19 protein-coding genes, 1 tRNA gene and 1 pseudogene are annotated in these 23,848 nt (G+C 69.7%); 6 read left to right on the forward strand and 15 right to left on the reverse strand.

The window, feature by feature from the left end; genetic code table 11:
• Positions 1-16 precede the first annotated feature (16 nt).
• Entirely contained in the window at positions 17-805 is a 789-nt protein-coding gene (locus IE262_RS19085; RefSeq protein WP_189875084.1) for an SDR family oxidoreductase, read from the reverse strand.
• A gap of 121 nt (positions 806-926) precedes the next feature.
• Between IE262_RS19085 and IE262_RS19090 the strand changes: the two genes are divergently transcribed.
• Positions 927-1,565 carry a TetR/AcrR family transcriptional regulator gene (locus IE262_RS19090; protein WP_134027817.1) on the forward strand — a complete coding sequence of 213 codons (639 nt, stop codon included), beginning with the start codon at positions 927-929 and terminating at the stop codon, positions 1,563-1,565.
• Positions 1,566-1,619: 54 nt separating this feature from the next.
• Here the strand turns inward: IE262_RS19090 and IE262_RS19095 are convergent, their stop codons facing one another.
• The 6 genes and pseudogenes from IE262_RS19095 to sucC all read right to left on the reverse strand — a co-directional run bounded on the left by IE262_RS19095 (position 1,620) and on the right by sucC (position 6,744).
• On the reverse strand, positions 1,620-2,042 hold the full coding sequence (locus IE262_RS19095; RefSeq protein ID WP_189875416.1) for a hypothetical protein: 423 nt from the start codon (positions 2,040-2,042) through the stop codon (positions 1,620-1,622).
• A gap of 33 nt (positions 2,043-2,075) precedes the next feature.
• Positions 2,076-2,174, reverse strand: a pseudogene (locus IE262_RS19100) (IS5-like element ISNeu3 family transposase); the annotation flags it as partial.
• A 422-nt stretch (positions 2,175-2,596) separates the two neighbouring features.
• A tRNA-Leu gene (locus IE262_RS19105) sits at positions 2,597-2,681 on the reverse strand.
• A gap of 194 nt (positions 2,682-2,875) precedes the next feature.
• Positions 2,876-4,429 (reverse strand): aldehyde dehydrogenase family protein, encoded by a 1,554-nt coding sequence (locus IE262_RS19110; RefSeq protein ID WP_189875087.1) that lies wholly within the window; start codon positions 4,427-4,429, stop codon positions 2,876-2,878.
• 270 nt (positions 4,430-4,699) lie between these two features.
• Positions 4,700-5,602, reverse strand: a complete 903-nt coding sequence (sucD, locus tag IE262_RS19115) for a succinate--CoA ligase subunit alpha (RefSeq protein ID WP_189875089.1) — start codon at positions 5,600-5,602, stop codon at positions 4,700-4,702.
• Between the two features lie 11 nt (positions 5,603-5,613).
• Positions 5,614-6,744: an ADP-forming succinate--CoA ligase subunit beta gene (gene sucC, locus IE262_RS19120; RefSeq protein ID WP_189875091.1), complete on the reverse strand. Its 1,131-nt coding sequence runs from the start codon at positions 6,742-6,744 to the stop codon at positions 5,614-5,616.
• A 223-nt stretch (positions 6,745-6,967) separates the two neighbouring features.
• Here sucC and IE262_RS19125 point away from each other — a divergent pair, with 223 nt between their 5' ends.
• The 5 genes from IE262_RS19125 (at position 6,968) to IE262_RS19145 (ending at position 15,032) form a co-directional block, all read left to right on the forward strand.
• On the forward strand, positions 6,968-8,653 hold the full coding sequence (locus IE262_RS19125; protein WP_189875093.1) for a thiamine pyrophosphate-binding protein: 1,686 nt from the start codon (positions 6,968-6,970) through the stop codon (positions 8,651-8,653).
• A 10-nt stretch (positions 8,654-8,663) separates the two neighbouring features.
• Positions 8,664-9,899, forward strand: coding sequence for a formyl-CoA transferase (gene frc, locus IE262_RS19130; RefSeq protein WP_134027871.1), 1,236 nt, complete (start codon positions 8,664-8,666; stop codon positions 9,897-9,899).
• Between the two features lie 4 nt (positions 9,900-9,903).
• The gene (locus tag IE262_RS19135) at positions 9,904-12,036 is read left to right on the forward strand and encodes an acetate--CoA ligase family protein (protein WP_189875096.1); all 2,133 of its coding nucleotides are present in this window, start codon (positions 9,904-9,906) and stop codon (positions 12,034-12,036) included.
• 176 nt (positions 12,037-12,212) lie between these two features.
• The gene (locus IE262_RS19140; protein ID WP_134027875.1) at positions 12,213-13,601 is read left to right on the forward strand and encodes an OFA family MFS transporter; all 1,389 of its coding nucleotides are present in this window, start codon (positions 12,213-12,215) and stop codon (positions 13,599-13,601) included.
• A gap of 36 nt (positions 13,602-13,637) precedes the next feature.
• Positions 13,638-15,032 (forward strand): OFA family MFS transporter, encoded by a 1,395-nt coding sequence (locus tag IE262_RS19145; RefSeq protein ID WP_189875098.1) that lies wholly within the window; start codon positions 13,638-13,640, stop codon positions 15,030-15,032.
• A 66-nt stretch (positions 15,033-15,098) separates the two neighbouring features.
• On the opposite strand, the gene IE262_RS19150 is transcribed toward IE262_RS19145, so the two are convergent.
• From IE262_RS19150 to IE262_RS19185, 8 genes are all read right to left on the reverse strand, one after another.
• A complete protein-coding gene (locus IE262_RS19150) occupies positions 15,099-16,169 on the reverse strand; it encodes a sugar phosphate isomerase/epimerase family protein (protein WP_189875100.1) in 1,071 nt (356 codons plus the stop codon).
• A gap of 115 nt (positions 16,170-16,284) precedes the next feature.
• On the reverse strand, positions 16,285-17,679 hold the full coding sequence (locus IE262_RS19155) for an alkaline phosphatase family protein (protein ID WP_189875102.1): 1,395 nt from the start codon (positions 17,677-17,679) through the stop codon (positions 16,285-16,287).
• Positions 17,676-18,881, reverse strand: coding sequence for a metabolite traffic protein EboE (gene eboE / locus IE262_RS19160; protein ID WP_189875104.1), 1,206 nt, complete (start codon positions 18,879-18,881; stop codon positions 17,676-17,678). The genes IE262_RS19155 and eboE overlap by 4 nt, the downstream gene beginning before the upstream one ends.
• A 3-nt stretch (positions 18,882-18,884) precedes the next feature.
• Positions 18,885-19,733, reverse strand: coding sequence for a TatD family hydrolase (locus tag IE262_RS19165; protein ID WP_189875106.1), 849 nt, complete (start codon positions 19,731-19,733; stop codon positions 18,885-18,887).
• A complete protein-coding gene (locus IE262_RS19170) occupies positions 19,733-20,527 on the reverse strand; it encodes an EboA domain-containing protein (RefSeq protein WP_373305081.1) in 795 nt (264 codons plus the stop codon). The genes IE262_RS19165 and IE262_RS19170 overlap by 1 nt, the downstream gene beginning before the upstream one ends.
• Positions 20,524-21,423: a sugar phosphate isomerase/epimerase family protein gene (locus tag IE262_RS19175; RefSeq protein WP_189875390.1), complete on the reverse strand. Its 900-nt coding sequence runs from the start codon at positions 21,421-21,423 to the stop codon at positions 20,524-20,526. The genes IE262_RS19170 and IE262_RS19175 overlap by 4 nt, the downstream gene beginning before the upstream one ends.
• A 17-nt stretch (positions 21,424-21,440) precedes the next feature.
• A complete protein-coding gene (locus IE262_RS19180; RefSeq protein WP_229877359.1) occupies positions 21,441-22,487 on the reverse strand; it encodes an SCO3242 family prenyltransferase in 1,047 nt (348 codons plus the stop codon).
• Between the two features lie 149 nt (positions 22,488-22,636).
• Complete coding sequence (locus IE262_RS19185; protein ID WP_189875110.1) at positions 22,637-23,800, reverse strand: inositol-3-phosphate synthase; 1,164 nt, start codon at positions 23,798-23,800, stop codon at positions 22,637-22,639.
• Between the last annotated feature and the right edge of the window lie 48 nt (positions 23,801-23,848).

The following is a 23,848-nucleotide window of genomic DNA, read 5'->3' on the forward strand; positions in this document are numbered from 1 at the left end:
CCACCGCAATGCCGGCTCAAGCTGCGATGTCGGCTTCGGGTTGGAGTGCAGGGCCGAGCAGCAGGCCCCCGTCCAGGACGAATTCCGAGCCCGTAGCGAAAGATGCATCCTGGGAGGTGATGAAGAGCAACAGGCGGGTGATCTCAGAGGGTTCGGCGAGGCGGGGGATGGCGAAGGGATCGGGCGAGTAGAAGTCGGCGATGGCCGGCTGGCCTGCGACGGTGGGTTCGTTGATCAGCGGTGTGGAGACGACGCCGGGGTGGATGGAGTTGACCCGGATGTTGTCCCGCCCCAGTTCCAGCGCGGCCGTCTTGGTCAGCCCGCGTACGGCCCACTTGCTGGCGGTATAGGGGGCGTAGAAGGCCGTGCCGAGGTGGGCCATGGTCGAGGCGATGTTGACGATGGTTCCGCCACCGCCCCTGCGCATCGACGGAGCCACGGCCTTGATGCCGAGGAACTGGCCGGTGACGTTGACGCTGAAGGTGCGCTCCCAGGTGCGGAGTTCGGTGTGCTCGATAAGGGCCGCCGGGTTCTGGACGCCCGCGTTGTTCACCAGGATGGTGATCGGCCCGAAATGGCCTTCGACGTCTCGCACCACCGCCGCCCAGTCGTCCTCGCTGGCGACATCCAGGTGAACGGACAGAGCCCGATGACCGAGCTGAGCAGCGAGATCGCGGCCGGCGTCGTCGTCGCGGCCGGCAATGACGATGTTCGCCCCCTCGGCGTGGTAGCCCTGCACATGACTGCTGCCCATGCCCCCACTGCCGCCCGTGACGATGACGGTCTGGCCCTCAAAGCGCCCCATGGTGCGTCCTTCCAGGCTTGCATTAATGGTGAGCCGAGTGACTCACCTCCTCTCTCAAGGTAGGAGCGGGACCAGAGGCGAGTCAAGTGACTCACCTCGCAGCCAGAGGCATACTGAGGGCATGACGGCACAGCCTTCGGAATACCACCGGCGCGTGGCAGCGCAGAAGCGGACGTCCATCATCGAGGCAGCCACCAAGCTGTTCCTCGACTCCGGCTACGACGGCACCTCGCTGGCCCGTATCGCCGAGGCGGCCGGAGTGTCGAGGGCGACACTGTTCAAGCAGTTCACCACCAAGGCGGCCCTGTTCGAGGCGATCGTCACCGAATACTGGAAGGTCGACGAGGAGGAGGCTCCCCTCCCCGAGCCGGGGGACCTCCGCGCAGGGCTTGAGGCCATCGGACGCCGGTACGTGGCGCTTCTCACCCAGCCCGGCATGGCTGCCCTGTTCCGCATCGTCATCGCCGAGGTACCGCGCTTCCCGGAGCTCGGCGAGACCCAGTTCAAGCTCGGCAAGATGCCCTACTTCGAGTCGGTCCGCCGCTACCTGGCGGCGGAGAACGCCGCTGGTACAGCCCGGCTTGACGATGCGGAGATGGCAGCGACCCAATTCCTCGGGATGATCTCCAACTACGTGTTCTGGCCGCGGATGCTGCTCGCTCACTGGGAGCCCGACGACTCCGCCATCACCAACGCGGTCGACCAAGCGGTGCTGACCATGCTCGCCCGATACGGCGTGCCGGGGTCCCACGGCGCCTGAGACACCAGGTGCCCCACCGAAGCCAAAGGCCGATTGCGGGACAGCCCTGGTTGATCACACGCAGGGCCACCCCGGACCGCCGCCGAGGCCGCCCGGCACTCGGGCGACCAGCGGGCACTGGCAGCAGCGCCGGCCGAGCTCGGCGTCGTACGACGCTTCATGGCCGCCTATCCCGAGGCGACCGAGGCCCTGAACGAAGCGGTGACGCAGTACGACGCCGTGGACGACCCACGCGGCAAAGCCGACGCCCTGCCCCAGGCGGGCATCGTCTGGTACCTGACCGCGGACAACGAAGCTTCCGCCCAGGCCCAGACCGAGGCCCTCGCCCTCTACCGCCAGGTTGGCGACCGGTTTGGGCAGGTCAACTCGCTGCGAGATCTCGGCATCGTGCACTGCCTCTTGGGCGAGTACAAGCTCGCCAAGCGGCGCCACCGTGAGGCGTTCGCCCTCTGTCAGGACCTGGATGATCGACTGCACCAGGCATACGCACTCTTCCATCACGGCGGTGAACTGGGTGCAGTCGTTGGTGTTGCCCCCCGTGAGCGTGAAGGCGAGCGGGCGGCCGACACTGACGCAGGCCAGGTGGATTTTGCTGGTCAGGCCGCCTCGCGGAGCGTACGAGGCCGGGACTGCGGGCCCCCGGGCTGGGTCACCCCCGGACCGTCTACCTCCGGGAGGACGTGGTGTGCCGGGCCTGGACCGGTGGATCACGAAAGCCTTCGCCCCCAACCGGCTCACCTCCGTCCTCACCGCCCTCCCCCACGCCAGCGCGGCAGCGAACGCGGCCAAGACCCTCACGGGACACGCCACCCGCCACCACGCGAAAGAAGGAGACCCCACTCAACGCCGACCAGATCCGGCAGATCACTGAGAGACTCGGCGACATCGCACAAGGCGTGCACGCCGTCGACGCAGAGGAGAAGGGCCCGCTCTACGAGGCTCTCGGGATCACGATCAGCTACAAACATGCAGGTAGGGCCCCAACCGTCAGGTCGAGGCCCTCATCCGCGTATCGCTATAGCGAGTGCGAGTGTCCGAGGGGGGACTTGAACCCCCACGCCCGATAAAGGGCACTAGCACCTCAAGCTAGCGCGTCTGCCATTCCGCCACCCGGACCAGGTGTCTGCCGCCTTGCCGGGGCTCTACCCCGGGGCGGCGACACGGACAACAATACCAAGGTTTCGGAGTGGCTCTCACCTGCATATAGGGCCCGAGGTGACGGTTGGCGGCGGCCGGACGTGCGGCTGTCAACCTCGGCGCACGTCCGGTTGCTCTTCGCCTGCCGTCACGGACTCACTGCCGTGTCCTCGTCAGGGCATGAGGTGATATTCCGGGAAGTTCCCGGGCAGCCGCTCCCCCGCCGGCCCCTGAGTCACCGCGCGTACGAGCAGCTGCCCGCCCACGAACGCGCCGCGCCAGGACGCGCCGAAGCCACCGAACAACTCATCACGGTCACCACGGGAACGGGGCTTGCCCTGGCCGACCTTGAAGGCGCGGATCTGTGGGGCAAGGCGGTCGAACGTCGCCTGGTCGTCCGTGGACAGCGTGGCGACCAGAGCGCCGTTCGACGCGTTCATGGCAGCTAGCAGCTCGGCCTCCGTGTCGACCAGGACGATCGTGTCGACCGGGCCGAAGGGTTCCGCGTGGTGCAGTGGCGAGGACGGCGGCGGATTGAGGAGCGTGACCGGCTGGATGTACGCCGCCGTGTCCTGGCCGGGCAGGAAGTGGGCCTCGCTCAGGCTGCCGCGGTGCAGTGGGATCGCGCCGCGGTCCACGGCCTCCGTGACCTGGTCGGTCAGCTCCTTTGCCTTGGCCGCGTTGATGACGGGCCCGAAGTCCAGCGCCGGGTACGGGTCCTCGGGGTGCTCCACCGCCAGCGGATGGCCGACTCTCAGCGTCCGGACCGCGGGGAGGTAGGCCGCCAGGAACTCGTCGAACAGCGTGCGTTGGACGACGAAGCGCGGGTATGCGGTGCAGCGTTGTTTGCCGTAGTCGAAGAGTTTGGGGATGACGGCCGAGAGCGCTTCCCAGTCCGTGTAGTTCCAGATGCCCCAGGTGTTCAGTCCCTCCTGTTCGAGTACATGGCGTTTGCCGAGGTCGGCGACGGCCGTGGCCACCGCGGCGCCCGTGTCGCGGCCCCCGACGAAGGAGACGCAGCCGATCTCCGGTGCCCGCACCAGCGCCTCGGACAGCTCGCCTCCGCTGCCGCTGACGAGGGTGACGGGGATCCCTTCGCGTGCGGCGAGGGCGCTGGCCAGGGTGAGGCAGGCGACACCGCCGTCGGTCGGGGTCTTGGCGATGACCGCGTTGCCTGCCAGTGCCTGTACCAGCATTGCGTGAACGAGCACGCTCATCGGATAGTTCCAGCTCGCGATGTTGGACACCGGGGCGTCCAGCGGCGCGCGGCCCTCCACCATGGGCTCGATGCCGTCGACGTACCAGCGCACGCCGTCAATGGCCCGGTCCACGTCGGCCTGCGCGAGGCGCCAGGGTTTGCCGATCTCCCACACGAGGAGCAGGGCGAGCAGTTCGCGGTGCTGGGTGAGGGCGTCGAGGGTGGCGGCGACGCGGGCGCGGCGTTCGTCGAGGGGGACGTGACGCCAGGCGCGGTGCTGGTCGAGTGAGGCGCGCACCGCCTGGTGGGCGGTGGCGGCGTCGATGCGGGGCGGGCCTGCGATGGGGCTGCCGTCGACGGGGCTGGTGGCCGGGAGCGTCCGGCCGTCCGGCTGCCAGGCAGCGCCCCAGAGGTTGAGGACGCGGTCGTCACGGAAGGCCTCGGGGGCGACGGCGAGGCAGCGCTGCCAGGCGTCCGGCCAGGAGGTTCCGGCTTTCAGGGTGAAGGTGGGGTTGAGGGTGGTTGCCATTCGGTTGCTCCGCTCTCGGTGCACAGTCGAGAAGGAATGGCCGTGGGCCCTTCCTTGGAGGGGCGGTGGCGGGAGACGGGCGGGCTGAGTCGGGTTCGCACGACGTACGGTCGTACGGTCGTACGGAAGAAGGCGGCGAGATGCTGCGTGGCGCCTGGTGGTCACCGCGCTTCAGTCGTGAGGGACGCTACGGTCGGTTCAGCTGGCCCGGATCAGTGGGATCGTTTCAGTGGGATCGGTTCAGTTGGGGTCGGTTCCGTTGGGGTCGATTCAGTTGGGGTCGGTTCCCGCACGCTCGGCGTCCAGCCGGGCCAGCACCAGCTGCGCCGTCTCGGTCGGTGTGCCGCCCACCTGTACCCCGGCCGCCTCCAGGGCCTCCTTCTTCGCCTGGGCCGTGCCCGACGAGCCGGAGACGATCGCGCCCGCGTGCCCCATCGTCCTGCCCTCGGGCGCCGTGAAGCCGGCGATGTAGCCGACGACGGGCTTGGTGACATGGTCGCGGATGTACGCGGCGGCCCGTTCCTCGGCGTCGCCGCCGATCTCCCCGATCATCACGATGAGTTCGGTGTCCGGGTCGGCCTCGAAGGCGGCCAGGCAATCGATGTGGGTGGTGCCGACGACCGGGTCACCGCCGATACCGACGCAGCTGGAGAAGCCGATGTCGCGGAGTTCGTACATCAGTTGGTAGGTGAGCGTGCCCGACTTCGACACCAGGCCGATACGGCCGGGCTTGGTGATGTCGGCGGGGATGATGCCGGCGTTGGACTGGCCGGGCGTGATCAGCCCGGGACAGTTGGGGCCGATGATGCGCGTGCCCTTCGACTGTGCGTAGGCAGTGAAGGCGACCGAGTCGTGGACCGGGATGCCCTCGGTGATGACGACGGCGAGGCCGATGCCGGCGTCGGCGGCCTCGATCACGGCGGTCTTGGCGAACGCGGGCGGCACGAAGACGACGGTCACGTCCGCGCCGGTTTCCTCGATGCCCTCGTACACGGAGCCGAAGACGGGGACGGCGCGGTCGTCGAAGTCGACGGTGCGGCCCGCCTTACGGGGGTTGACGCCGCCGACGACGTCCGTGCCGGCCGCGAGCATGCGGCGGGTGTGCTTCATGCCTTCGCCCCCGGTCATGCCCTGGACGAGGACCTTGCTCTCCTTGGTGAGATAGATGGCCATGTCCGGTCTCCTTAGGCTGCGTTGGCGAGGTCGGCGGCCCGGCGCGCGGCGCCGTCCATGGTGGTGGCCTGCTGGACCAGCGGGTGGGCGTGCCCGTCGAGGATGGCGCGGCCGCGGGCGGCGTTGTTGCCGTCGAGGCGCACGACCAGCGGTTTGGTCAGCTGGACGGTCTCCAGGGCCTGCACGATGCCGTCGGCGACCGCGTCGCAGGCGGTGATGCCGCCGAAGACGTTGACGAACACCGATTTCACAGCCGGGTCGGAGAGGATGACGGAGAGGCCGTCGGCCATGATCTGGGCACTCGCTCCGCCGCCGATGTCAAGGAAGTTGGCGGGTCGGGCACCGCAGCCGGCGACCACGTCGAGGGTCGACATGACAAGGCCCGCGCCGTTGCCGATGATGCCGACCTCGCCGTCCAGCTTCACATAGTTGAGGCCCTTCGCCGCGGCCGCGGCCTCCAGGGGATCGTCGTGCGCGGCGCTGTCCTCGCCCCAACGGGCCTGCCGGAAATGTGCGTTGTCGTCGAGGGTGACCTTGCCGTCGAGGGCGAGGATCTGCCCCTGCGCCGTACGGACGAGGGGGTTCACCTCGACGAGTACGGCGTCCTCGCGGATGAGGACCTCCCAGAGCCGCACAAGGACATCGACGGCCTGCGGTGGCAGACCGGCGGCCCGGGCGATGTGCGCGGCCTTCGCCGCTGTCACGCCCTCGGCCGGGTCGACGGGTATGCGCGCCACCGCCTCCGGCCTGGTCGCGGCCACCTCCTCGATCTCCATGCCGCCCTCGGCCGAGGCGATGGCCAGGAAGCGGCCGGCCGCGCGGTCGAGAACGTAGCTGACGTAGAACTCGCGCTCGATGTCGACAGGCTGGGCCAGCATCACCTTGCCGACCGTGTGGCCCTTGATGTCCATACCGAGGATCTGCCGGGCCGTCAGTTCGGCGGCGGCGGGGTCGGCTGCGAGCTTCACTCCGCCCGCCTTGCCGCGGCCTCCGGTTTTCACCTGGGCCTTGACCACGACGCGTCCGCCGAGCCTGCGAGCGATCTCCCGTGCCTCCTTGGGCGAGTCGGTGACCTCCGCCCGCGGCACCAAGATGCCGTATTCCTCGAAGAGTTCCCTTGCCTGGTGTTCGAACAGGTCCATTCCGGCTCCTGACCACTGAGTCATCGGGAGGGCCAACCACCGGGCCCTCGAAAAATGCCGCACGCCCCCTGGACACCACCCACCGGATGCGGGATAACAAGTTTCATACAGTATTCGTCGACTGTATGCAATCTACCGCGACAGGATCCACGAGCACCGTGTGAATGGCGTGTGAGCTGCGCAAACACGCGCCCGATCCCCTACGAAGGGACAGGACTTCGCTATGCCCGACGACAACAGCCAGAACCTCATCTCCGGTGGGCACCTGGTCGCCAAGGCACTCAAAGCGGAGGGTGTGGAGGTCATCTACACCTTGTGCGGCGGCCACATCATCGACATCTACGACGGCTGCGTCGACGAAGGCATCGAGGTCGTCGACGTACGCCACGAGCAGGTCGCCGCCCACGCCGCCGACGGCTACGCACGCATCACCGGCAAGCCCGGCTGCGCCGTCGTCACCGCGGGCCCCGGGACGACCGACGCCGTGACCGGTGTCGCCAACGCCTTCCGCGCGGAGTCGCCGATGCTGCTGATCGGCGGCCAGGGAGCTCTCACCCAGCACAAGATGGGGTCCCTGCAGGACCTGCCGCACGTCGACATGATGACCCCGATCACCAAGTTCGCGGCGACCGTGCCGGACACGGCGCGCGCGGCGGACATGGTGTCCATGGCCTTCCGCGAGTGCTACCACGGCGCGCCCGGCCCCTCCTTCCTGGAGATCCCGCGCGACGTACTGGACGCCAAGGTGCCGGCGGAGAAGGCGCGCGTGCCGAAGGCCGGCGCCTACCGCGCCTCCACTCGCTCGGCCGGCGACCCCGAGGCCATCGAGAAACTCGCCGACCTGCTCGTGCACGCCGAGAAGCCCGCCATCCTGCTGGGCAGCCAGGTGTGGACGACCCGCGGCACCGAGGCGGCCATCGACCTCGTACGGACCCTCAACATCCCCGCGTACATGAACGGCGCCGGCCGCGGCACCCTCCCGCCCGGGGACCCGCACCACTTCCAGCTCTCCCGCCGATACGCCTTCTCCAACGCCGACGTCATCGTCATCGTCGGCACGCCCTTCGACTTCCGCATGGGCTACGGCAAGCGGCTCTCGCAGGACGCGACCGTCGTACAGATCGACCTCGACTACCGGACCGTCGGCAAGAACCGCGACATCGACCTCGGGATCGTGGGCGACGCCGGGCTGGTCCTGAAGTCGGTGACCGAGGCCGTCTCCGGGCGTATCAACGGAGGCGCGTCGAAGCGCAAGGAGTGGCTCGACGAACTGCGCGCCGCCGAGCAGACGGCCATCGAGAAGCGGCTGCCCAGCCTCAAGTCGGAGGCCTCACCCATCCACCCGTACCGGCTGGTCAGCGAGATCAACGACTTCCTCACCGAGGACTCCATCTACATCGGCGACGGCGGCGACATCGTCACCTTCTCCGGTCAGGTCGTGCAGCCCAAGTCGCCCGGCCACTGGATGGACCCCGGCCCGCTCGGCACGCTCGGCGTCGGCGTGCCCTTCGTCCTCGCGGCCAAGCAGGCACGGCCCGACAAGGAAGTGGTCGCCCTCTTCGGTGACGGCGCCTTCTCCCTCACCGGCTGGGACTTCGAGACCCTCGTCCGCTACAACCTCCCCTTCGTCGGCATCGTCGGCAACAACTCCTCCATGAACCAGATCCGCTACGGCCAGAAAGCCAAGTACGGCGAGGAGCGCGAGCGGGTGGGCAACACCCTCGGTGACGTCCAGTACGACAAGTTCGCGCAGATGCTGGGCGGTTATGGCGAGGAGGTCCGCGACCCCGCCGACATCGGCCCCGCGCTCCGCCGTGCCCGCGAGTCCGGCAAGCCGTCCCTGATCAACGTCTGGGTCGACCCGGACGCGTACGCCCCCGGAACCATGAACCAGACGATGTACAAGTGAGGTGCCCCCGATGACAGCGACCAAGGCCCTCGAAGGCATCCGCGTCCTGGACATGACGCACGTCCAGTCCGGGCCCTCCGCGACCCAGCTGCTCGCCTGGCTCGGCGCGGACGTCGTGAAGCTGGAAGCGCCGACCGGGGACATCACGCGCAAGCAGCTGCGCGACCTCCCGGACGTCGACTCCCTCTACTTCACGATGCTCAACTGCAACAAGCGGAGCATCACCCTCAACACCAAGACCGAGCGCGGCAAGGAACTGCTCACCGAGCTGATCCGGCGTTCCGACGTCATGGTCGAGAACTTCGGACCGGGCGCGGTCGACCGCATGGGGTTCACCTGGGACCGCATCCAGGAGATCAATCCGCGTATCGTCTATGCCTCCATCAAGGGGTTCGGCGAGGGCCCGTACACCAACTTCAAGGCGTACGAGGTCGTCGCGCAGGCCATGGGCGGGTCGATGTCGACCACCGGGTTCGAGGACGGACCGCCGCTGGCGACGGGGGCCCAGATCGGGGACTCGGGCACGGGCATCCACGCCGTGGCGGGGATTCTCGCGGCGCTGTACCAGCGGGAGAACACCGGGCGCGGTCAGCGGGTCAATGTGGCCATGCAGCACGCCGTGCTCAACCTCTGCCGGGTGAAGCTGCGCGATCAGCAGCGCCTGGCCCATGGCCCGCTCGCTGAATACCCCAACGAGGACTTCGGCACGGAAGTTCCCCGCTCGGGAAACGCGTCCGGGGGCGGTCAGCCCGGCTGGGCGGTCAAGTGCGCGCCGGGTGGCCCGAACGACTACGTGTACGTCATCGTGCAGCCCGTCGGCTGGAAGCCGGTCAGCGAGCTCATCGGCCGGCCCGAGCTGGCCGACGACCCCGAGTGGTCGACGCCCGAGGCCCGGCTGCCGAAGCTGAGCAAGATGTTCCAGCTGATCGAGGAGTGGTCGTCCACGCTCCCCAAGTGGGAGGTGCTGGAGAAGCTCAACGCCCACAACATCCCGTGCGGGCCGATCCTGTCCACCAAGGAGATCATCGAGGACGCGTCGCTGGCCGCCAACGAGATGGTCGTCAAGGTCCCGCACCCCGAGCGGGGCGAGTTCGTGACCGTGGGCAGTCCGCTGAAGCTCTCCGACTCCCCCGTGGACGTGACCAGTTCGCCGCTGCTCGGCGAGCACAACGAAGAGGTCTTCATCGGCGAGCTCGGCCTCGGCGACGAGGAGCTGCGCCTGCTCAAGTCGAACGGAGTGATCTGAAGTGATGGCCGAAGACCGGGTGCTGAGGGTGCGCACGCTCCTCGACGCCGTACGGGCCGAGGGCCGCAGCGCGCTCACCGCGCCCGAGGGCAAGGTGATCGCCGACGCGTACGGGATCGCCGTTCCGGGTGAGGAGCTGGCGAGGGACGTCGACGAGGCGGTGGCGTACGCGGCGCGCTTCGGCGGGCCGGTCGTCATGAAGATCGTCTCGCCCGACATCTTGCACAAGACCGACGCGGGCGGTGTGATCGTCGGGGTGGAGGGTTCCGCCGACGTGCGGGCCGCCTTCCACAAGATCGTCGAGAACGCGCGGGCGTACGATCCGCAGGCGCGCATCGAGGGCGTGCAGGTCCAGGAACTGCTCCCGCAGGGGCAGGAGGTCATCGTCGGGGCGGTCACCGATCCGACGTTCGGGAAGGTCGTGGCCTTCGGGCTCGGCGGCGTGCTGGTCGAGGTCCTCAAGGACGTGACCTTCCGGCTGGCTCCCGTGGCGGCCGACGAGGCCCTGTCGATGCTGGACTCGATCCGCTCGGCGGAGATCCTGCACGGGGTGCGCGGCGGCGCCGCCGTGGACCGGTGGGCGATCGCCGAACAGATCCGCCGGGTCTCCGAACTCGTCGCGGACTTCCCGGAGATCGCCGAGGTCGACCTCAACCCGGTGATCGCCACTGCGGAGGGCGCGGTCGCGGCGGACATCCGCGTGATCCTCGCGGACTCGGTGCCGACGCCACGGCGCACCTACACGCGCGAGGAGATCCTGACCTCCATGCGCCGCCTGATGCAGCCCTCCGCGGTCGCCGTGATCGGCGCCTCCAACGAACAGGGCAAGATCGGCAACTCGGTGATGCGCAACCTCATCGACGGTGGCTTCTCCGGGGAGATCCACCCGGTGAACCCCAAGGCCGATGACATTCTGGGCCGCAAGGCGTACAAGAGTGTCACGGACGTTCCCGGTGAGGTGGATGTGGCGGTCTTCGCGATCCCCGCCAAGTTCGTGGCCTCGGCCCTGGAGGAGGTGGGACGCAAGAAGATCCCCAACGCCGTACTGATCCCCTCCGGGTTCGCGGAGACCGGCGAGCACGCGTTGCAGGCCGAGATCGTGGCGATCGCCGAGCGGCACGGCATCCGGCTGCTCGGACCGAACATCTACGGCTACTACTCGACCTGGCAGGACCTGTGCGCCACGTTCTGCACGCCGTACGACGTCAAGGGCGGTGTCGCGCTGACCTCGCAGTCCGGTGGCATCGGAATGGCCATCCTGGGCTTCGCGCGCACCACGAAGACGGGCGTGTCGGCGATCGTCGGGCTCGGCAACAAGTCGGACCTGGACGAGGACGATCTGCTCACCTGGTTCGGTGAGGACCCGAACACCGAGTGCATCGCGATGCACCTGGAGGACCTCAAGGACGGGCGCGCCTTCGTCGAGGCGGCGCGGGCGACCGTGCCGAAGAAGCCGGTCGTGGTCCTGAAGGCGGGCCGTACGGCGGCCGGAGCGAAGGCGGCGGGCTCGCACACGGGCGCGCTGGCCGGCGACGACGCCGTGTACGACGACATCCTGAAGCAGGCCGGCGTCATCCGGGCGCCCGGGCTGAACGAAATGCTGGAGTACGCGCGCGCGTTGCCGGTGCTTCCGGCGCCCCAGGGCGACAACGTCGTGATCATCACGGGCGCGGGCGGCAGCGGCGTCCTGCTGTCCGACGCGGTCACCGACAACGGGCTCTCCCTGATGGAGATCCCGCCGGACCTGGACGAGTCCTTCAGGAAGTTCATCCCGCCCTTCGGGGCCGCGGGCAACCCGGTGGACATCACCGGGGGTGAGCCGCCGTCGACGTACGAGGCGACGATCCGGCTGGGCCTGGAGGACCCGCGCATCCACGCCCTCGTCCTCGGCTACTGGCACACCATCGTGACCCCTCCCATGGTCTTCGCCGAGCTCACCGCGCGCGTGGTGGCCGAATTCCGCGAGCGCGGCATCAGCAAGCCCGTGGTGGCGTCGCTCGCGGGTGACGTGGAGGTCGAGGAGGCGTGCCAGTACCTCTTCGAGCGAGGGGTCGTGGCGTACCCGTACACGACCGAGAAGCCGGTGGCCGTGCTCGGCGCGAAGTATCGCTGGGCGCGGGCGGCGGGGCTGCTGTGAACGGCAGGGGCCGCCGGGGGCTGATATCCGGAGTGTCGGGGGGCGGTACATGAGGTGAGTTAGCGAGGGGGCGGCCGTCGGTGCGCGTCGGCCGCCCCCAGGACCCGAGCGCACACGAAAGGCATTGGACAGGGGGCGCTGGCCAGAACTTTCGACGCAAGGGGTGCTTTCGCGATATGACAACCACCGACCTGACGACGTCCGTCCCCTATAGGGAGGTGACGGACCGCAACGGCCGCCTGTACCGCGTCGGTGAGACCGACCGGGACATCATGGGGCGACCGCGCTGGACCATGGTGCTCTTCCCCTGGATGGGGATGCTGGGCATCAGCTCCTCGGAATACGCGTTCACATCCGCCGAGGACACCCTGCACGAGGCCCACCTCTGGAACAGTGGGCACATCTTCTGGCTGATGGGCGTCTGGGTGTTCTTCCAGGCCGCCGTCGCCTTCCCGGCGGGACAGCTGCGCGAGAGCGGCAAGCTGCCCGCACGGTACGCGATGATGCTCGGCGCGTTCGGCACCGTCTGCGGCTACCTGTCGCTGGCGTACGCGCCTCATGTGATCGTCGCGTACATCGGCTTCGGCATGTTCAGCGGCATCGGCGCCGGCCTCGTCTACGCGACCTGCGTGAACATGGTCGGCAAGTGGTATCCGGAGCGCAAGGGCGGCAAGACCGGCATGGTCAACGGCGGTTTCGCCTACGGCTCGGTGCCCTTCGTGTTCCTGTTCACCTCGTACATGGACCTCAGCAACTACCAGGGTGTCCTGGTGATGGTGGGGCTCATCTGCTGCTCCGTCGTGGCCTTCGCGGGATGGTTCTTCAAGGACCCGCCGAAGAACTGGTGGCCGCCGCACGTCGACCCGCTGAAGCAGACCGACGACCCGAAGATCCGGCGGGCGCTGGAGAAGAACCCTCCCGCGGTGAAGCAGTACACCCCGAAGGAGGCGGCCCGCACACCCGTTCTATGGATGATGTGGTTCTGTCTGCTGTGCACGGCCGGAATCAACATCTTCGGTATCGCCTTCCAGGTGCCGTTCGGCAAGGACATGGGCTTCGCGGGCGGAATCGTGGCCACCGCGATGTCCCTGAAGGCCATCGTCAACGGCACGGGACGCGGTGTGATCGGCTGGATCTCCGACCGCTTCGGGCGGCGCAACACGCTCATCATCGTGTGCGTCGTGCTGGGCACCGCCCAGTTCGGTGTGCTCGTCTCCGGCCAGATGGGCAGCATGCCGTTCTTCCTGTTCTGCTCCATGGTGTCCGGGTTCGGCGGCGGCGCGATCTTCCCGCTGTTCGCTGCCATGACGGCGGACTACTTCGGTGAGAACAACAACGCCTCCAACTACGGCATGGTCTACAGCTCGAAGCTCATCTCCGGTCTCGTGGGCTCCGGCATGGGCGCGGTCGTGGTAAGCGCCTGGGACTACGAGGGCGCGTTCGTGCTGGCCGGCTCCATCGGTCTCGCGTCGGCCGTCCTCGCGCTGTTCCTGAAGTCACCGGACCGGCCGCGTACCCGGGGCATCGCGCCCAACCCGCAGCCTCTAGGTGAGGAGATGGCCTGACATGACGGTTGGTCAGACAGGGCAGGTGGACCGGACATGACGGCCGAGCCCCTCGCCCGACGTACGACCGACACCACTCCTCCGTACCGTGAAATCACCGACCGCAGGGGGCGCGTCTACCGGGTCGGAGAATCCGACCGGCAGATCCTCGGGCTGCCGAGGTGGACGATGGTGGCGCTGCCGTGGGCGGCCATGCTCGCCATCAGCGTCTTCGAGTACGCCTTCGGGGCCGCCGAGGACACCCTCTCCAGGGCCCACCACTGGTCGTCGACCAACACCTTCTGGGTGCTGAGCGTGTGGATCTTCTTCCAGGCGGGGGTCTCCTTCCCCGCCGGAAAGCTCCGTGAGAAAGGCATCCTCAGCAGCCGGGCCGCCATGGTCACGGGATCGTTCTGCTCGCTGATCGGTTTTGTGAGCCTGAGTCACGCGCCGAACGTCGGGACAGCCCTGCTGGGCTTCGGTGTTCTGGGCGGACTCGGTTCCGGGCTGATCTACTCGACCTGCGTCAACATGGTCGGCAAGTGGTATCCGGAGCGCAGAGGCGGCAAGACAGGACTGGTGAACGGCGCGTTCGCGTATGGGGCCGTGCCATTCATCTTCCTGTTCTCGTATGGCTTCAACACATCCAACTACCGTACGGTGCTGGACCTCGTCGGCTTCTACGTGCTGGCCGTCACCCTGGTGTCGGGGCTGTTCTTCAAGGACCCGCCGAAGAACTGGTGGCCGGAGCAGGTGGACCCGCTGAACCGGGCCGGTGATGCCAAGTCGTCCGCCGCACTGGCGAGGAACCCGCCCGCGTCGCGCCAGTACACGCCCGGCGAGGCGCTGCGGACCGGCGTCGTCCCGCTCATGTGGTTCTGCATGCTGTGCTGTGCCGGCGTGTCCATCTTCGGCATCTCCTTTCAGGTCCCGTTCGCCAAGGAGATGGGTTTCGGTCCGCTGGTCGCGGCCTCCTCCATGGGCGTGATGTCTGTCATCAACGGCACGGGCCGGGGCGTCGTCGGCTGGCTGTCCGACCGGATCGGCCGACGCACGACGCTCACGTACGTCTGTCTCGTCCTCGCGGTGGCCCAGTTCGGGGTGCTGTGGGCGGGCGAGATCCGCAACGAACCGCTCTTCCTGGGTTTCGCGTTCCTCTCCGGCTTCGGCGGAGGCGCGTTCTATCCCCTGTTCGCCGCACTCGTCCCCGACTACTTCGGCGAGAACAACAACGCCTCCAACTACGGCATGGTCTACAGCGCCAAGCTCGTCAGCGGTCTCTTCGGCGGCGGCCTGGGCGCCGTGGTCATCGGCGCGTGGGGCTATGTCGGCGCGTACACGACGGCCGGCGTCGTGTCCCTGGTCGCCGCCGGTCTCTCCCTGCTACTGCGGCAGCCGGGCGGTCCCACGAAGGGAGGGTTGTTCCGGCGGACCGCGGACGCGACCACCTGACGCTCCTCGTATGAAGCGGCCGTCCAGTGGCTTGAGGCCACTGGACGGCCGCTTCGTGCGGGTGGTTCAGCAGTTCTCCCTCAGCGAGTGCAGGTGCGCGCTGGAGCGGCGGGCGAAGGTGAACGACTCGGTGGGGTTGTCGTGCTCGGCCTGCCAGTGGTGGGCGAGGCGATGGCCCTTGAGGCGGGTGACCGCCGAGATGAACCGCTGGTAGTCGATGTCGCCGTCGCCGACGTCCACCATGCGGTAGCCGTAGGGGTTGGACGGGTCGCTCTCGCCGTCCTTCACGTGGAAGAGCGGGTAGCGGTCCGGGCTCTTGAGGACGTAGTCGATGGGCTCGAAGGGGGCGGGGGTGCCGTCGGGCCGCTTGGAGAAGCGGAACTGGGCCACATAGGCCCAGTAGATGTCCATCTCCAGGTACACCAGGTCGGGGTCGGTCTCTTCGAGCAGCACGTCGTAGAGGCGGACGTGGGGCTGGTCGGTGGCGAAGGAGAACTCCTCGGAGTGGTTGTGCTGGTAGAACTTCATGCCGCGTGCCTTGGCCGCCGCGCCGTAGGTGTTGAAGTCCTCGGCGGCGCGCTTCCACGCGTCGACGGTCGAGCCGTAGCGGAACGGGCCGGCGGCGGTGCCGATGTGCTTGAGGCCGAGGGCCTGGGCGTCGTCGAGGACCTTGTTCAGATTCTGCGCGAAGGTGTACGCGTTCGGGTCGCTGGAGTAGTAGCCGACGTGGCTGCCGATCGGGTTCAGGCCGTGATTGCGGGCCAGGCGCTTGAGCTGGGCGAGGGTGATGGGGCCCGCGGAGCCCTGCGTGTAGCCGGCGAACTCCACCTCGTCGTAGCCGTACTTCTCCAGTTCGGCGAAGACGGGCGTGAAGCCGAGCGTGGAGACCTTGTCGCGCAGGCTGTACAGCTGGATGCCGAGCCGTCCCGGCGGCAGGACGGGGCGGCCCCGGCCCGCGGCGTCGGCCGTGGCGGAGGTGGCGGCCGTGGCGGGAGTCGCGGCCGTGCCGAGGAGGGCGGCGGCCGTGGCGCCCGCGGCCACGCCGAGCATGCCTCTTCGGCTGAGGCGTTGGGAGAGTTCGGGATCGTGGTTCTTGCTGGTCGCGGCCGTGCTGCTGGGGCGGATCAAGCGGCTCATGCCTGGAACTCCTCGGTGCTCGGGGGCGTTGTCAGTGGTGAGTGCTTCACTTGTGATCAGTCGGAAGAGACCGGTCGGGTGGGACCGCGGGCCATGGCGTGTCCGTCGGCGCCGATCAGTCGAGACCGGCGAGGTGGAGCAGCAGTGGTTTCACATCGGTGGCCGCCAGGCGGCCGTCGACAGCACGGGGGGTGGAGCAGATGATGAGCGGACCGTCGTCGTCGCTCGTGGGAAGGCGGCCGTGGCTGCCGCGAATAGGCGACGGGTCGAGGGGCACGACCGCCATGCGGTAGCGCATGCCGAGTTTCTTGCGTGCGAGTGCCGTGGCCGCCTTGAGTTTTACGTAGGGGTCGAGCGGATCCATGAACAACTCGACCGGGTCGTAGCCGGGTTTGCGGTGGATCTCGACGAGCTGTGCGAAGTCGGGCGCGCGGGCGTCGTCGAGCCAGTAGTAGTACGTGAACCAGGCGTCCGGCTCCGCGATGGCGACGAGTTCGCCGGAGCGCGGGTGGTCCAGGTGGTGGGTCTTCTTGCCCTCGTCGTCGAGGAGTTGCTCGATGCCGGGCAGGTCGGCGAGTGCTGCCCTGGTCGCCTCCAGGTCCTCGGGGCGGCGTACGTAGACATGGGCGATCTGGTGGTCGGCGACCGCGAAGGCACGTGAGGCCATCGGGTCGAGGTACTCCATGCCGTCCTGCGTGTGGACTTCGAGGAGGCCGGCGCGGCGCAGTGCGCGGTTGATGTCGACGGGACGGTTCACGCGGGTGATGCCGTACTCGGACAGGGCGACGACGGTACGGCCCTCCGCGCGGGCGTCGTCGAGGAGAGGGGCGAGCGCGGTGTCCAGGTCGGTGGCCGCTTGCAGGGAGCGCGGGTCGTCAGGGCCGTAGCGCTGGAGGTCGTAGTCGAGATGAGGGAGGTAGCAGAGAGTCAGGTCCGGGTGCCGGGTGCGGATGATGTGGCGGGTCGCGTCGATGATCCAGCGGCTGGAGGCGAGGCCGGCGCCAGGGCCCCAGAAGTGGAAGAGCGGGAACGTGCCGAGTTTCGCCGTGAGTTCGTCATGCAGGGCCGGGGGCCGGGTGTAGCAGTCGGGTTCCTTGCGGCCGTCGGAGTAGTAGACCGGACGGGGGGTGACAGTGATGTCGGTGTCGGCGCCCATGGCGTACCACCAGCAGATATTGGCGACCGTGTAGCCGGGGTGAGCGCGGCGGGCGGCGTCCCACAGTTTGTCCCCGGCGACGAGGCCGTTGTGCTGGCGCCAGAGCAGGACGTCGCCGAGTTCGCGGAAGTACCAGCCGTTGCCGACGATGCCGTGCTCGGCGGGGAGCGTGCCGGTCAGGAACGTGGACTGGGCGGCGCAGGTGACGGCGGGCAGGACGGTGCCGAGGTGGGCACGGGAGCCGGACTGGCCGAGGGTCTTGAGGTGGGGCATGTGGTCGAGGAGCCGGGGGGTGAGGCCGACGACGTCCAGGACGAGGAGAGGAGTGGGCCCCGCTTCGGGGTGAGGGGTCACGGCAGCTCCTTGAGGCCGAGGTCGGTCAACAGGTCGCGGGCGAGGGCGAGTTCGGCGGCGATGCCCTCGGCGAGCTGAGCACGGCCGCGGGGGCGCAGCTCGGGTGGGAGGGCCTGCCAGGTGTAGGTCTCCACCTCAAGGTGCCGGGTGAGCGGATGGGCGCCGCCCACAAGGCGGGTCAGGGCGGCGCGGAGTACGGGGAGGGTGGAGGTGAGGGGTGCGGCGGGAGCCGCGTGCAGCGGGACATGGAAGTGGGCACGCCAGGGCGAGGCATCGGGCAGGGCGTCGCCCGCGAGGGCCTCACCGAGGTCGTCGGTGCCGCGCAGTCCGGCGGAGATGGGGGCCCCTCCCGCTCGAACGGAGGTGAGAGTGGGGGAGGTGCGGGTCTGGTGCAGGAAGCGGGGTTCGTCGAAGGCGGCGAGTGCTTCGCGGACGTCGGGGAGATGGGGGTGTTCGGCGTGCAGTGCGGCTGAGAGCTGGGACTTCACGATGGGGACATGGGCGCGGGTGAGTGCGTCCATCGCGGTGTGCGGGTCTTCGAAGGAGGTGGCGAGGTGGCAGGTGTCGACGCAGATGCCGATGCGGTCGTGACCGATCGCGGTGAGCGGGCCGATGGCGTCGGCGGTGGTCTCGATGGTGCATCCGGGTTCGGGTTCCAGGCCGACGCGGATGGAGCGGCCGGTCAGCTCGTACAGGGCGTCGAGCCGTTCGGCGAGGGTGGTCAGTGCCTCGTGGGCGCGGGCGGCGCGGTCGTCGTCATACGCGGTGCGCCAGGCCAGCGGCAGGGTCGAGACGGTGCCCTCGGTGGCGTCGTCGGGGAGGAGCCCTGCGAGGACGCGGGCCAGGGCCGTGGTGTGGTCGAGACGTTCCGGGTCGGCCCAGTCCGGCTTGTAGACACGGTACTTGACCTCTTTGGCGCCGAAGCCCTCATAGGGAAAGCCGTTGAGGGTGACGACCTCAAGGCCGCGGCGGTCGAGTTCGGTGCGCAGCCCGCGCAGGGCGGACGGGTCGGTGACGAGGGCGTGGGCGGCGTCCTTCGCGAGCCACAGTCCGATGCCGAGGCGGTCGCGGCCGAGCCTGCGGCGCACGGGCTCGCAGTGGTCGCGGAGCTGGGCGAGAACGCCGTCGAGCGTCTCGGCGGGGTGGACGTTCGTGCAGTAGGCGAGGTGGACGGTGGAGCCGTCGGGGTGGCGGAAGCGCATCGCTCACTCCCCGCCGCGCAGGACGGAGTTGCCCTCGTGGGTGGCGGCCGTGCCCGCGACGTCGAGGTCGAGGCGTCCGCTGAGCCCGTAGAAGGCGACGGGATTGCGCCACAGCACGCGGTCGACGTCGTCGTCGCTGAAGCCGCCGGCGAGCATCGCGTCACCGACCTTGCGGGTCTTGAGGGGATCGCTTCTCCCCCAGTCCGCGGCCGAGTTCACGAGCACCTTCTCCGGGCCGTACTCCTTGAGGATGGCGACCATCCGGTCCTCGTCCATCTTGGTGTCGGGATAGACGGAGAAACCGAGCCAGCAGCCGCTGTCCTTGGCCTCCTTGACGGTGTTTTCGTTGAGGTGGTCGACCAGCACCCAGTCCGCGGCCAGCGAGGACTCGCGCACGACGTCGAGGGTGCGGCGCAGGCCGGCGAGCTTGTCGCGGTGCGGGGTGTGCACGAGGGCCGGCAGTTCGTGGTCTGCGGCGAGCTGGAGCTGGGTCGCGAGGGCGGTGTCCTCGGCGGGGGTCATCGAGTCGTAGCCGATCTCACCGACGGCCACGACATGGTCCTTGACGAGATAGCGGGGCAGTTCGTCGAGGACAGGCACGCACCGGGGGTCGTTCGCCTCCTTGGGGTTGAGGGCGAGGGTGCAGTGGTGGGCGATGCCGTACTGGGCGGCACGGAAGGGTTCCCAACCGAGGAGGGAGTCGAAGTAGTCGAGGAAGGTGGCAGGGGAGGTACGGGGCTGACCGAGCCAGAAGGAGGGTTCGACCACGGCGCGGACGCCCGCGGCATGCATGGCCTCGTAGTCGTCGGTGGTCCGTGACGTCATGTGGATGTGAGGGTCGAAGATGCGCATCAGGACTCCTTGCCGGACGGGGTGCCGGGGTGGGGGGACGGCTCCGGAGCGGTGGGCACGTCGGTCGCGGGCCCGGACGCTCGCCCGGACGCGGGCTCGGGCCCGGACCGGTGCTCGCCCCCGGGCGCCGGCTCGGTCAGGGCCAGGACGCGGTAGAGGTCCTCGGGTACGGGACGGCCCGCGGCGGTGCGTTCGTCGGCGTAGTCGCCGAGCATGCGGGCGAGTTCGGCGTCGGCGCGGGCCCTGCGGGCCAGGTCCGCCACCTCGTCGACGGGGACGCCGGTGAACAGGCACTTCAGGACGCCGTGCCGCCAGTTGTGGGCGTCCAGGTGCCGGGCGGCGTACGGGCCGAGCGCGGCGGCGACCAGGCGGGTGTCATTGGTGCGCAGGGCGTCCTCCACGATCGGCACGGCGTCCGGGCCGGGCACGAGGTGGGGGAGGGCGTGCAGGACGGCACGGCGTTCGGCGGCGGTGCCCTGGCGGTAGACACGGATGAGGGTGTCCTCGTCGGCGCGGGCCGCGCGGAGGATGAGGATGCGTACGGCGTCGGCGTGCTCGGGACCGCAGCGCCGGCCCGCTTCGGCGAGGCGCAGCTCCCAGACGGAGATGGGGCCGTGGAGCCCCGGCCGGGCGGCAGCCTCGTCGAGGGCCCGGTCGAACCATGCTCGGGCGGCGGTGTCGAGCTGGCCGGTGACGCAGGCGCGCAACTCGTCGAACGGGGCGAGAGCGAGCGTGCTGCCCGTCACAGGGGTGCCCGTCACGGGGGTGCCCGGGATGGAGGGGCGGTGGTTCACGGGGTTCTCCCTTCGGGGGTGGCAGCGGACTCGCCCGGCGCGGGTACGGAGGGCTGGACGGCGTGGCGGAGGAAGGAGAGGGACTGCTGGGCGAAGTGGGGGCCCGCGTGGGAGTGGCGGGGCAGTTCGACGACGGTCAGGCCCTGGTAGCCGGTGGCGGCGAGGGCTTCGAGTACGGGAGGGAAGTCGATTTCGCCGTCGCCGAAGGGGAGGTGGTCGTGGACGCCCCGGCGCATGTCCTCTATCTGGACGTGGCGCAGCCAGGGGGCGGCGGCGCGGACACAGTCGGCGGGTGACAGAGGTTCCAGGCACTGACAGTGGCCTATGTCGAGCGTGAGCCCCAGCGCGTCCGGGCTGCCCAGTGCTTCGCGCAACTGGTGGAAGTCGGCGAGAGTGGCGAGGAGGTGGCCGGGTTCGGGTTCCACGGCCAGGGGAACACCGGCGTCGGTGGCGGCGTCCAGGACGGGAGTGAGCGCCTCTGACAGATGTTTCCACGCGGTGGCCGTGTCCGTGCCTGCCGGAGTGGTCCCACTGAAGCAGTGCACGGCGTGGGCGCCGAGGTCGGCGGCGACCCGCACCGCGCGGAGCAGCAGGTCGACGCGTCGGGCGCGGTCGTCGGGGTCCGCGTCCAGGAGGGAAGGGCCGTGTTTGCGCCGGGGGTCGAGGACATAGCGGGCGCCGGTCTCCACGGTGACGCTCAGCCCGAGCGCCGCCAGCCTGCGGGCGACCCGCGCGGTGCGGGCGGTGAGGTCCGGGGCGAGGGGGTCGAGGTGCATATGGTCGAGCGTCAGACCGACGCCGTCGTAGCCGAGGTCGGCGAGCAGGGCGAGGGCGTCGTCGAGACGGAGGTCGGCGAGACCGTTGGTGCCGTAGCCGAAGCGGAGGGGACGGCTCATGTGCGGGTCGGAGGCGGTCACGTGACGCTCACCTTCCTCGCGAAGCTGCGTGCGGCCGGGGCGAGGGCGGCGGTGAGCAGGGCCACGCCCGGCGCGCCCGCGCGGGCCGTGAGGGCGGCCTGGAGGGGGATGAGGGCGCGGATGCCGGAGCCGACGGCGCGTTGGGTGAGCGGGGGTGACGGGTTCAGGGTGGCGTGGAAGAAGGGGCGGGCGGTGGTCGCCGCGTAGGTGACGGCGAGGGCCGTGTGCAGGGCCGCACCGAGGCCGCGGTCCTCGCCACCCGGCGGGCTGGGCAGCGTGGCCGGGCCCGGCAGGCTGGTCGGGTGGATGCGGGCGGGGCCGTCCGCGTCAGCTGACCGGGCCGGCCTCAGCCCCAGGCCCAGGCCCAGAACAGAGGCGTCGGCCGAAGGACTGGGACCCGCTGTGGGGCGCTCTGTCGTGTGTCCACGGGTCAGTCGCCAGGCCAGTATCCCCGTCGTTGCCAGGCCGGCCAGGGGGGCCAAGGAGGAGCCGCCCTGTGTCTCGCGGCGGGACACCGTGGTCACCGCGAACGTGTGGGCGCCGAGAGCCAGTGCGGAAGGGAGGGCGGCGCGGGCAGCGCGGGTGGTGCCGGTGGTGGCGGCTGCGCCCAGGAGGAGGTCGAGTGTGCGGGCGGCGGCCATGGTCAGCGGGCCGGCGGGGGTGCGTTTCAAGGTGAGGTCGTATGACCAGACGGTGGCCGCCAGGGGTACGGCGACGGTGAGGGCGGGGCGGCCTGCGCGGGCGGCCAGGGCCAGGCCGGCGGCGGTGAGCGCACCCGCCGCCGCGAGTGCGGAAGCGGGGTGTACGCGGCCGGAGGGCAGGGGGCGGTGTGGGCGTTCGACGGCGTCCTCGGCGTGGTCGGCCCAGTCGTTCAGGGCCATGCCCGCCTCGTACAGGCAGAGGGAGGAGCCGATGGCGAGCAGGGTACGGGAGTTCGGGTGGGCGGCGCCTGCGGCGGCCGCGCCCGCGAGGGCATCGCCGGGGACGGTGAACAGGGCGGGCAGTCGCAGCAGTTCGGCCCAGGCCCGCGCCCGGCCCTTCATCCGCGCCTTCGCCTTCGCCTTCGTGTTCGTCTTCGTGTTCGCCTTCGCTTTCGTATCTGCCTCCGGCTCCGGCTCCGGCTCCGGCTTCGGCTTTGCCCCTGTCGTGGTCCCGGTTCTCATACAGCTCCTCGTCCTGGTCCTGGCCCTCGTCATCGCGCGTCCCGCTCCCCCCGAAGCTCCCGCAACCGTCCCGCGAACCCCGCCAGGGCCGTGTACTGCTCCCCCAGGGCCGACGGGCCGTCTCCGACGGGGTCCTTGAAGTAGTAGCCGAGGTCGGTGAGAGGGCCGGTCAGGCCCGCTTCGTGGGCGCGGGACGTGAGGCGGGCCAGGTCGAGGACCAGAGGGGCGGCCAGTGACGAGTCGCAGCCCTGCCAGGTGGTCTGGAGGATCATGCGGGTGCCGAGGAAGCCGTCGAAGGCGATGTGGTCCCAGGCGGTCTTCCAGTCGCCGAGGGCGGGGACGTCATCGATGTGGGTCTCGCCCTCCGGCGCCCCGCCGAGGGTGTCCGCCAGCACCCGCTCCTTGCCGGCGTTCTTCGCCGCGGCGGCGGCCGGGTCGGCGAGGGCGGCGCCGTCTCCGCCGCCGAGGAGGTTCGTACCGGACCAGGCGCGAACGGTCAGGGCGCGCTGGGCGAACATCGGCCCGAGGACCGAGCGCAGCAGCGTCTGGCCGGTCTTGCCGTCCCGGCCCGCGTACGGCAGGCCGGAGGCGGCCGCGAGCGAGGCGAGTGCCGGGTGGTGCAGACCCGTCGAAGGAGTGAAGTTGACGTAGGGGCAGCCCGCGCGCAGGGCGGCCGCCGCGTACAGGGAGCTCGGAGGGAGGGCTGATCCGGTGGGGGCGGGTTCCGTGGAGGCCACGTTCACCACGACGGCCCGGGTGAGCGCGTGGCGCCGTACGAAGTCCCGGATGTCCGTGGTGAAGGCGTCGATCAGCTCGGTCGGCTCACGGGTGTCGCCCGGCAGCGGACCGCCCGGGCGGATCTCGCGGTCGGCCGCGGTCAGTTCGGAGGAGATCGCGGAGGGAAGGCCGTGGGGCAGGACACCTCCGGCGGCCAGGGCCTCCGCGCGTTTCGGCAGCGGGCAGTCCAGGGTGTCGTGGCCGCCGAACACCAGGGACGACAGGGCGGGCAGGTCGGTGCCGGCGAAGAGCGGGGTCTCGGTGACCATGCCCGTCGGGGCGTTCAGGCCCGCTGTGACGGCCGCGCACCCCGCGACGACGGTGGTGGCGACGGAGCCACGCGCTCCGATCAGCCAGACCCCCACCCGGGGCTCGGAACGAGACACGGAAGGGGACACGGACGGGGACACGGTCATGAGCGACCTCCTTGTCGTACGCGCACCTCGGCGAAAACTCCTGAGATC

It is taken from the genome of Streptomyces bluensis (assembly GCF_014650715.1).
GTDB classification, from domain to species: Bacteria; Actinomycetota; Actinomycetes; order Streptomycetales; family Streptomycetaceae; genus Streptomyces; species Streptomyces bluensis.

Bases quoted from the DNA above. Each gene is read 5' to 3' on its own strand.
- IE262_RS19085 (WP_189875084.1), bottom strand. From the start codon at position 805: ATGGGGCGCTTTGAGGGCCAGACCGTCATCGTCACGGGCGGCAGTGGG.
- IE262_RS19090 (WP_134027817.1), top strand. From the start codon at position 927: ATGACGGCACAGCCTTCGGAATACCACCGGCGCGTGGCAGCGCAGAAG.
- IE262_RS19110 (WP_189875087.1), bottom strand. From the start codon at position 4,429: ATGGCAACCACCCTCAACCCCACCTTCACCCTGAAAGCCGGAACCTCC.
- sucD (WP_189875089.1), bottom strand. From the start codon at position 5,602: ATGGCCATCTATCTCACCAAGGAGAGCAAGGTCCTCGTCCAGGGCATG.
- sucC (WP_189875091.1), bottom strand. From the start codon at position 6,744: ATGGACCTGTTCGAACACCAGGCAAGGGAACTCTTCGAGGAATACGGC.
- IE262_RS19125 (WP_189875093.1), top strand. From the start codon at position 6,968: ATGCCCGACGACAACAGCCAGAACCTCATCTCCGGTGGGCACCTGGTC.
- frc (WP_134027871.1), top strand. From the start codon at position 8,664: ATGACAGCGACCAAGGCCCTCGAAGGCATCCGCGTCCTGGACATGACG.
- IE262_RS19135 (WP_189875096.1), top strand. From the start codon at position 9,904: ATGGCCGAAGACCGGGTGCTGAGGGTGCGCACGCTCCTCGACGCCGTA.
- IE262_RS19140 (WP_134027875.1), top strand. From the start codon at position 12,213: ATGACAACCACCGACCTGACGACGTCCGTCCCCTATAGGGAGGTGACG.
- IE262_RS19145 (WP_189875098.1), top strand. From the start codon at position 13,638: ATGACGGCCGAGCCCCTCGCCCGACGTACGACCGACACCACTCCTCCG.
- IE262_RS19150 (WP_189875100.1), bottom strand. From the start codon at position 16,169: ATGAGCCGCTTGATCCGCCCCAGCAGCACGGCCGCGACCAGCAAGAAC.
- eboE (WP_189875104.1), bottom strand. From the start codon at position 18,881: ATGCGCTTCCGCCACCCCGACGGCTCCACCGTCCACCTCGCCTACTGC.
- IE262_RS19165 (WP_189875106.1), bottom strand. From the start codon at position 19,733: ATGCGCATCTTCGACCCTCACATCCACATGACGTCACGGACCACCGAC.
- IE262_RS19175 (WP_189875390.1), bottom strand. From the start codon at position 21,423: ATGAGCCGTCCCCTCCGCTTCGGCTACGGCACCAACGGTCTCGCCGAC.
- IE262_RS19180 (WP_229877359.1), bottom strand. From the start codon at position 22,487: ATGAAGGGCCGGGCGCGGGCCTGGGCCGAACTGCTGCGACTGCCCGCC.
- IE262_RS19185 (WP_189875110.1), bottom strand. From the start codon at position 23,800: ATGACCGTGTCCCCGTCCGTGTCCCCTTCCGTGTCTCGTTCCGAGCCC.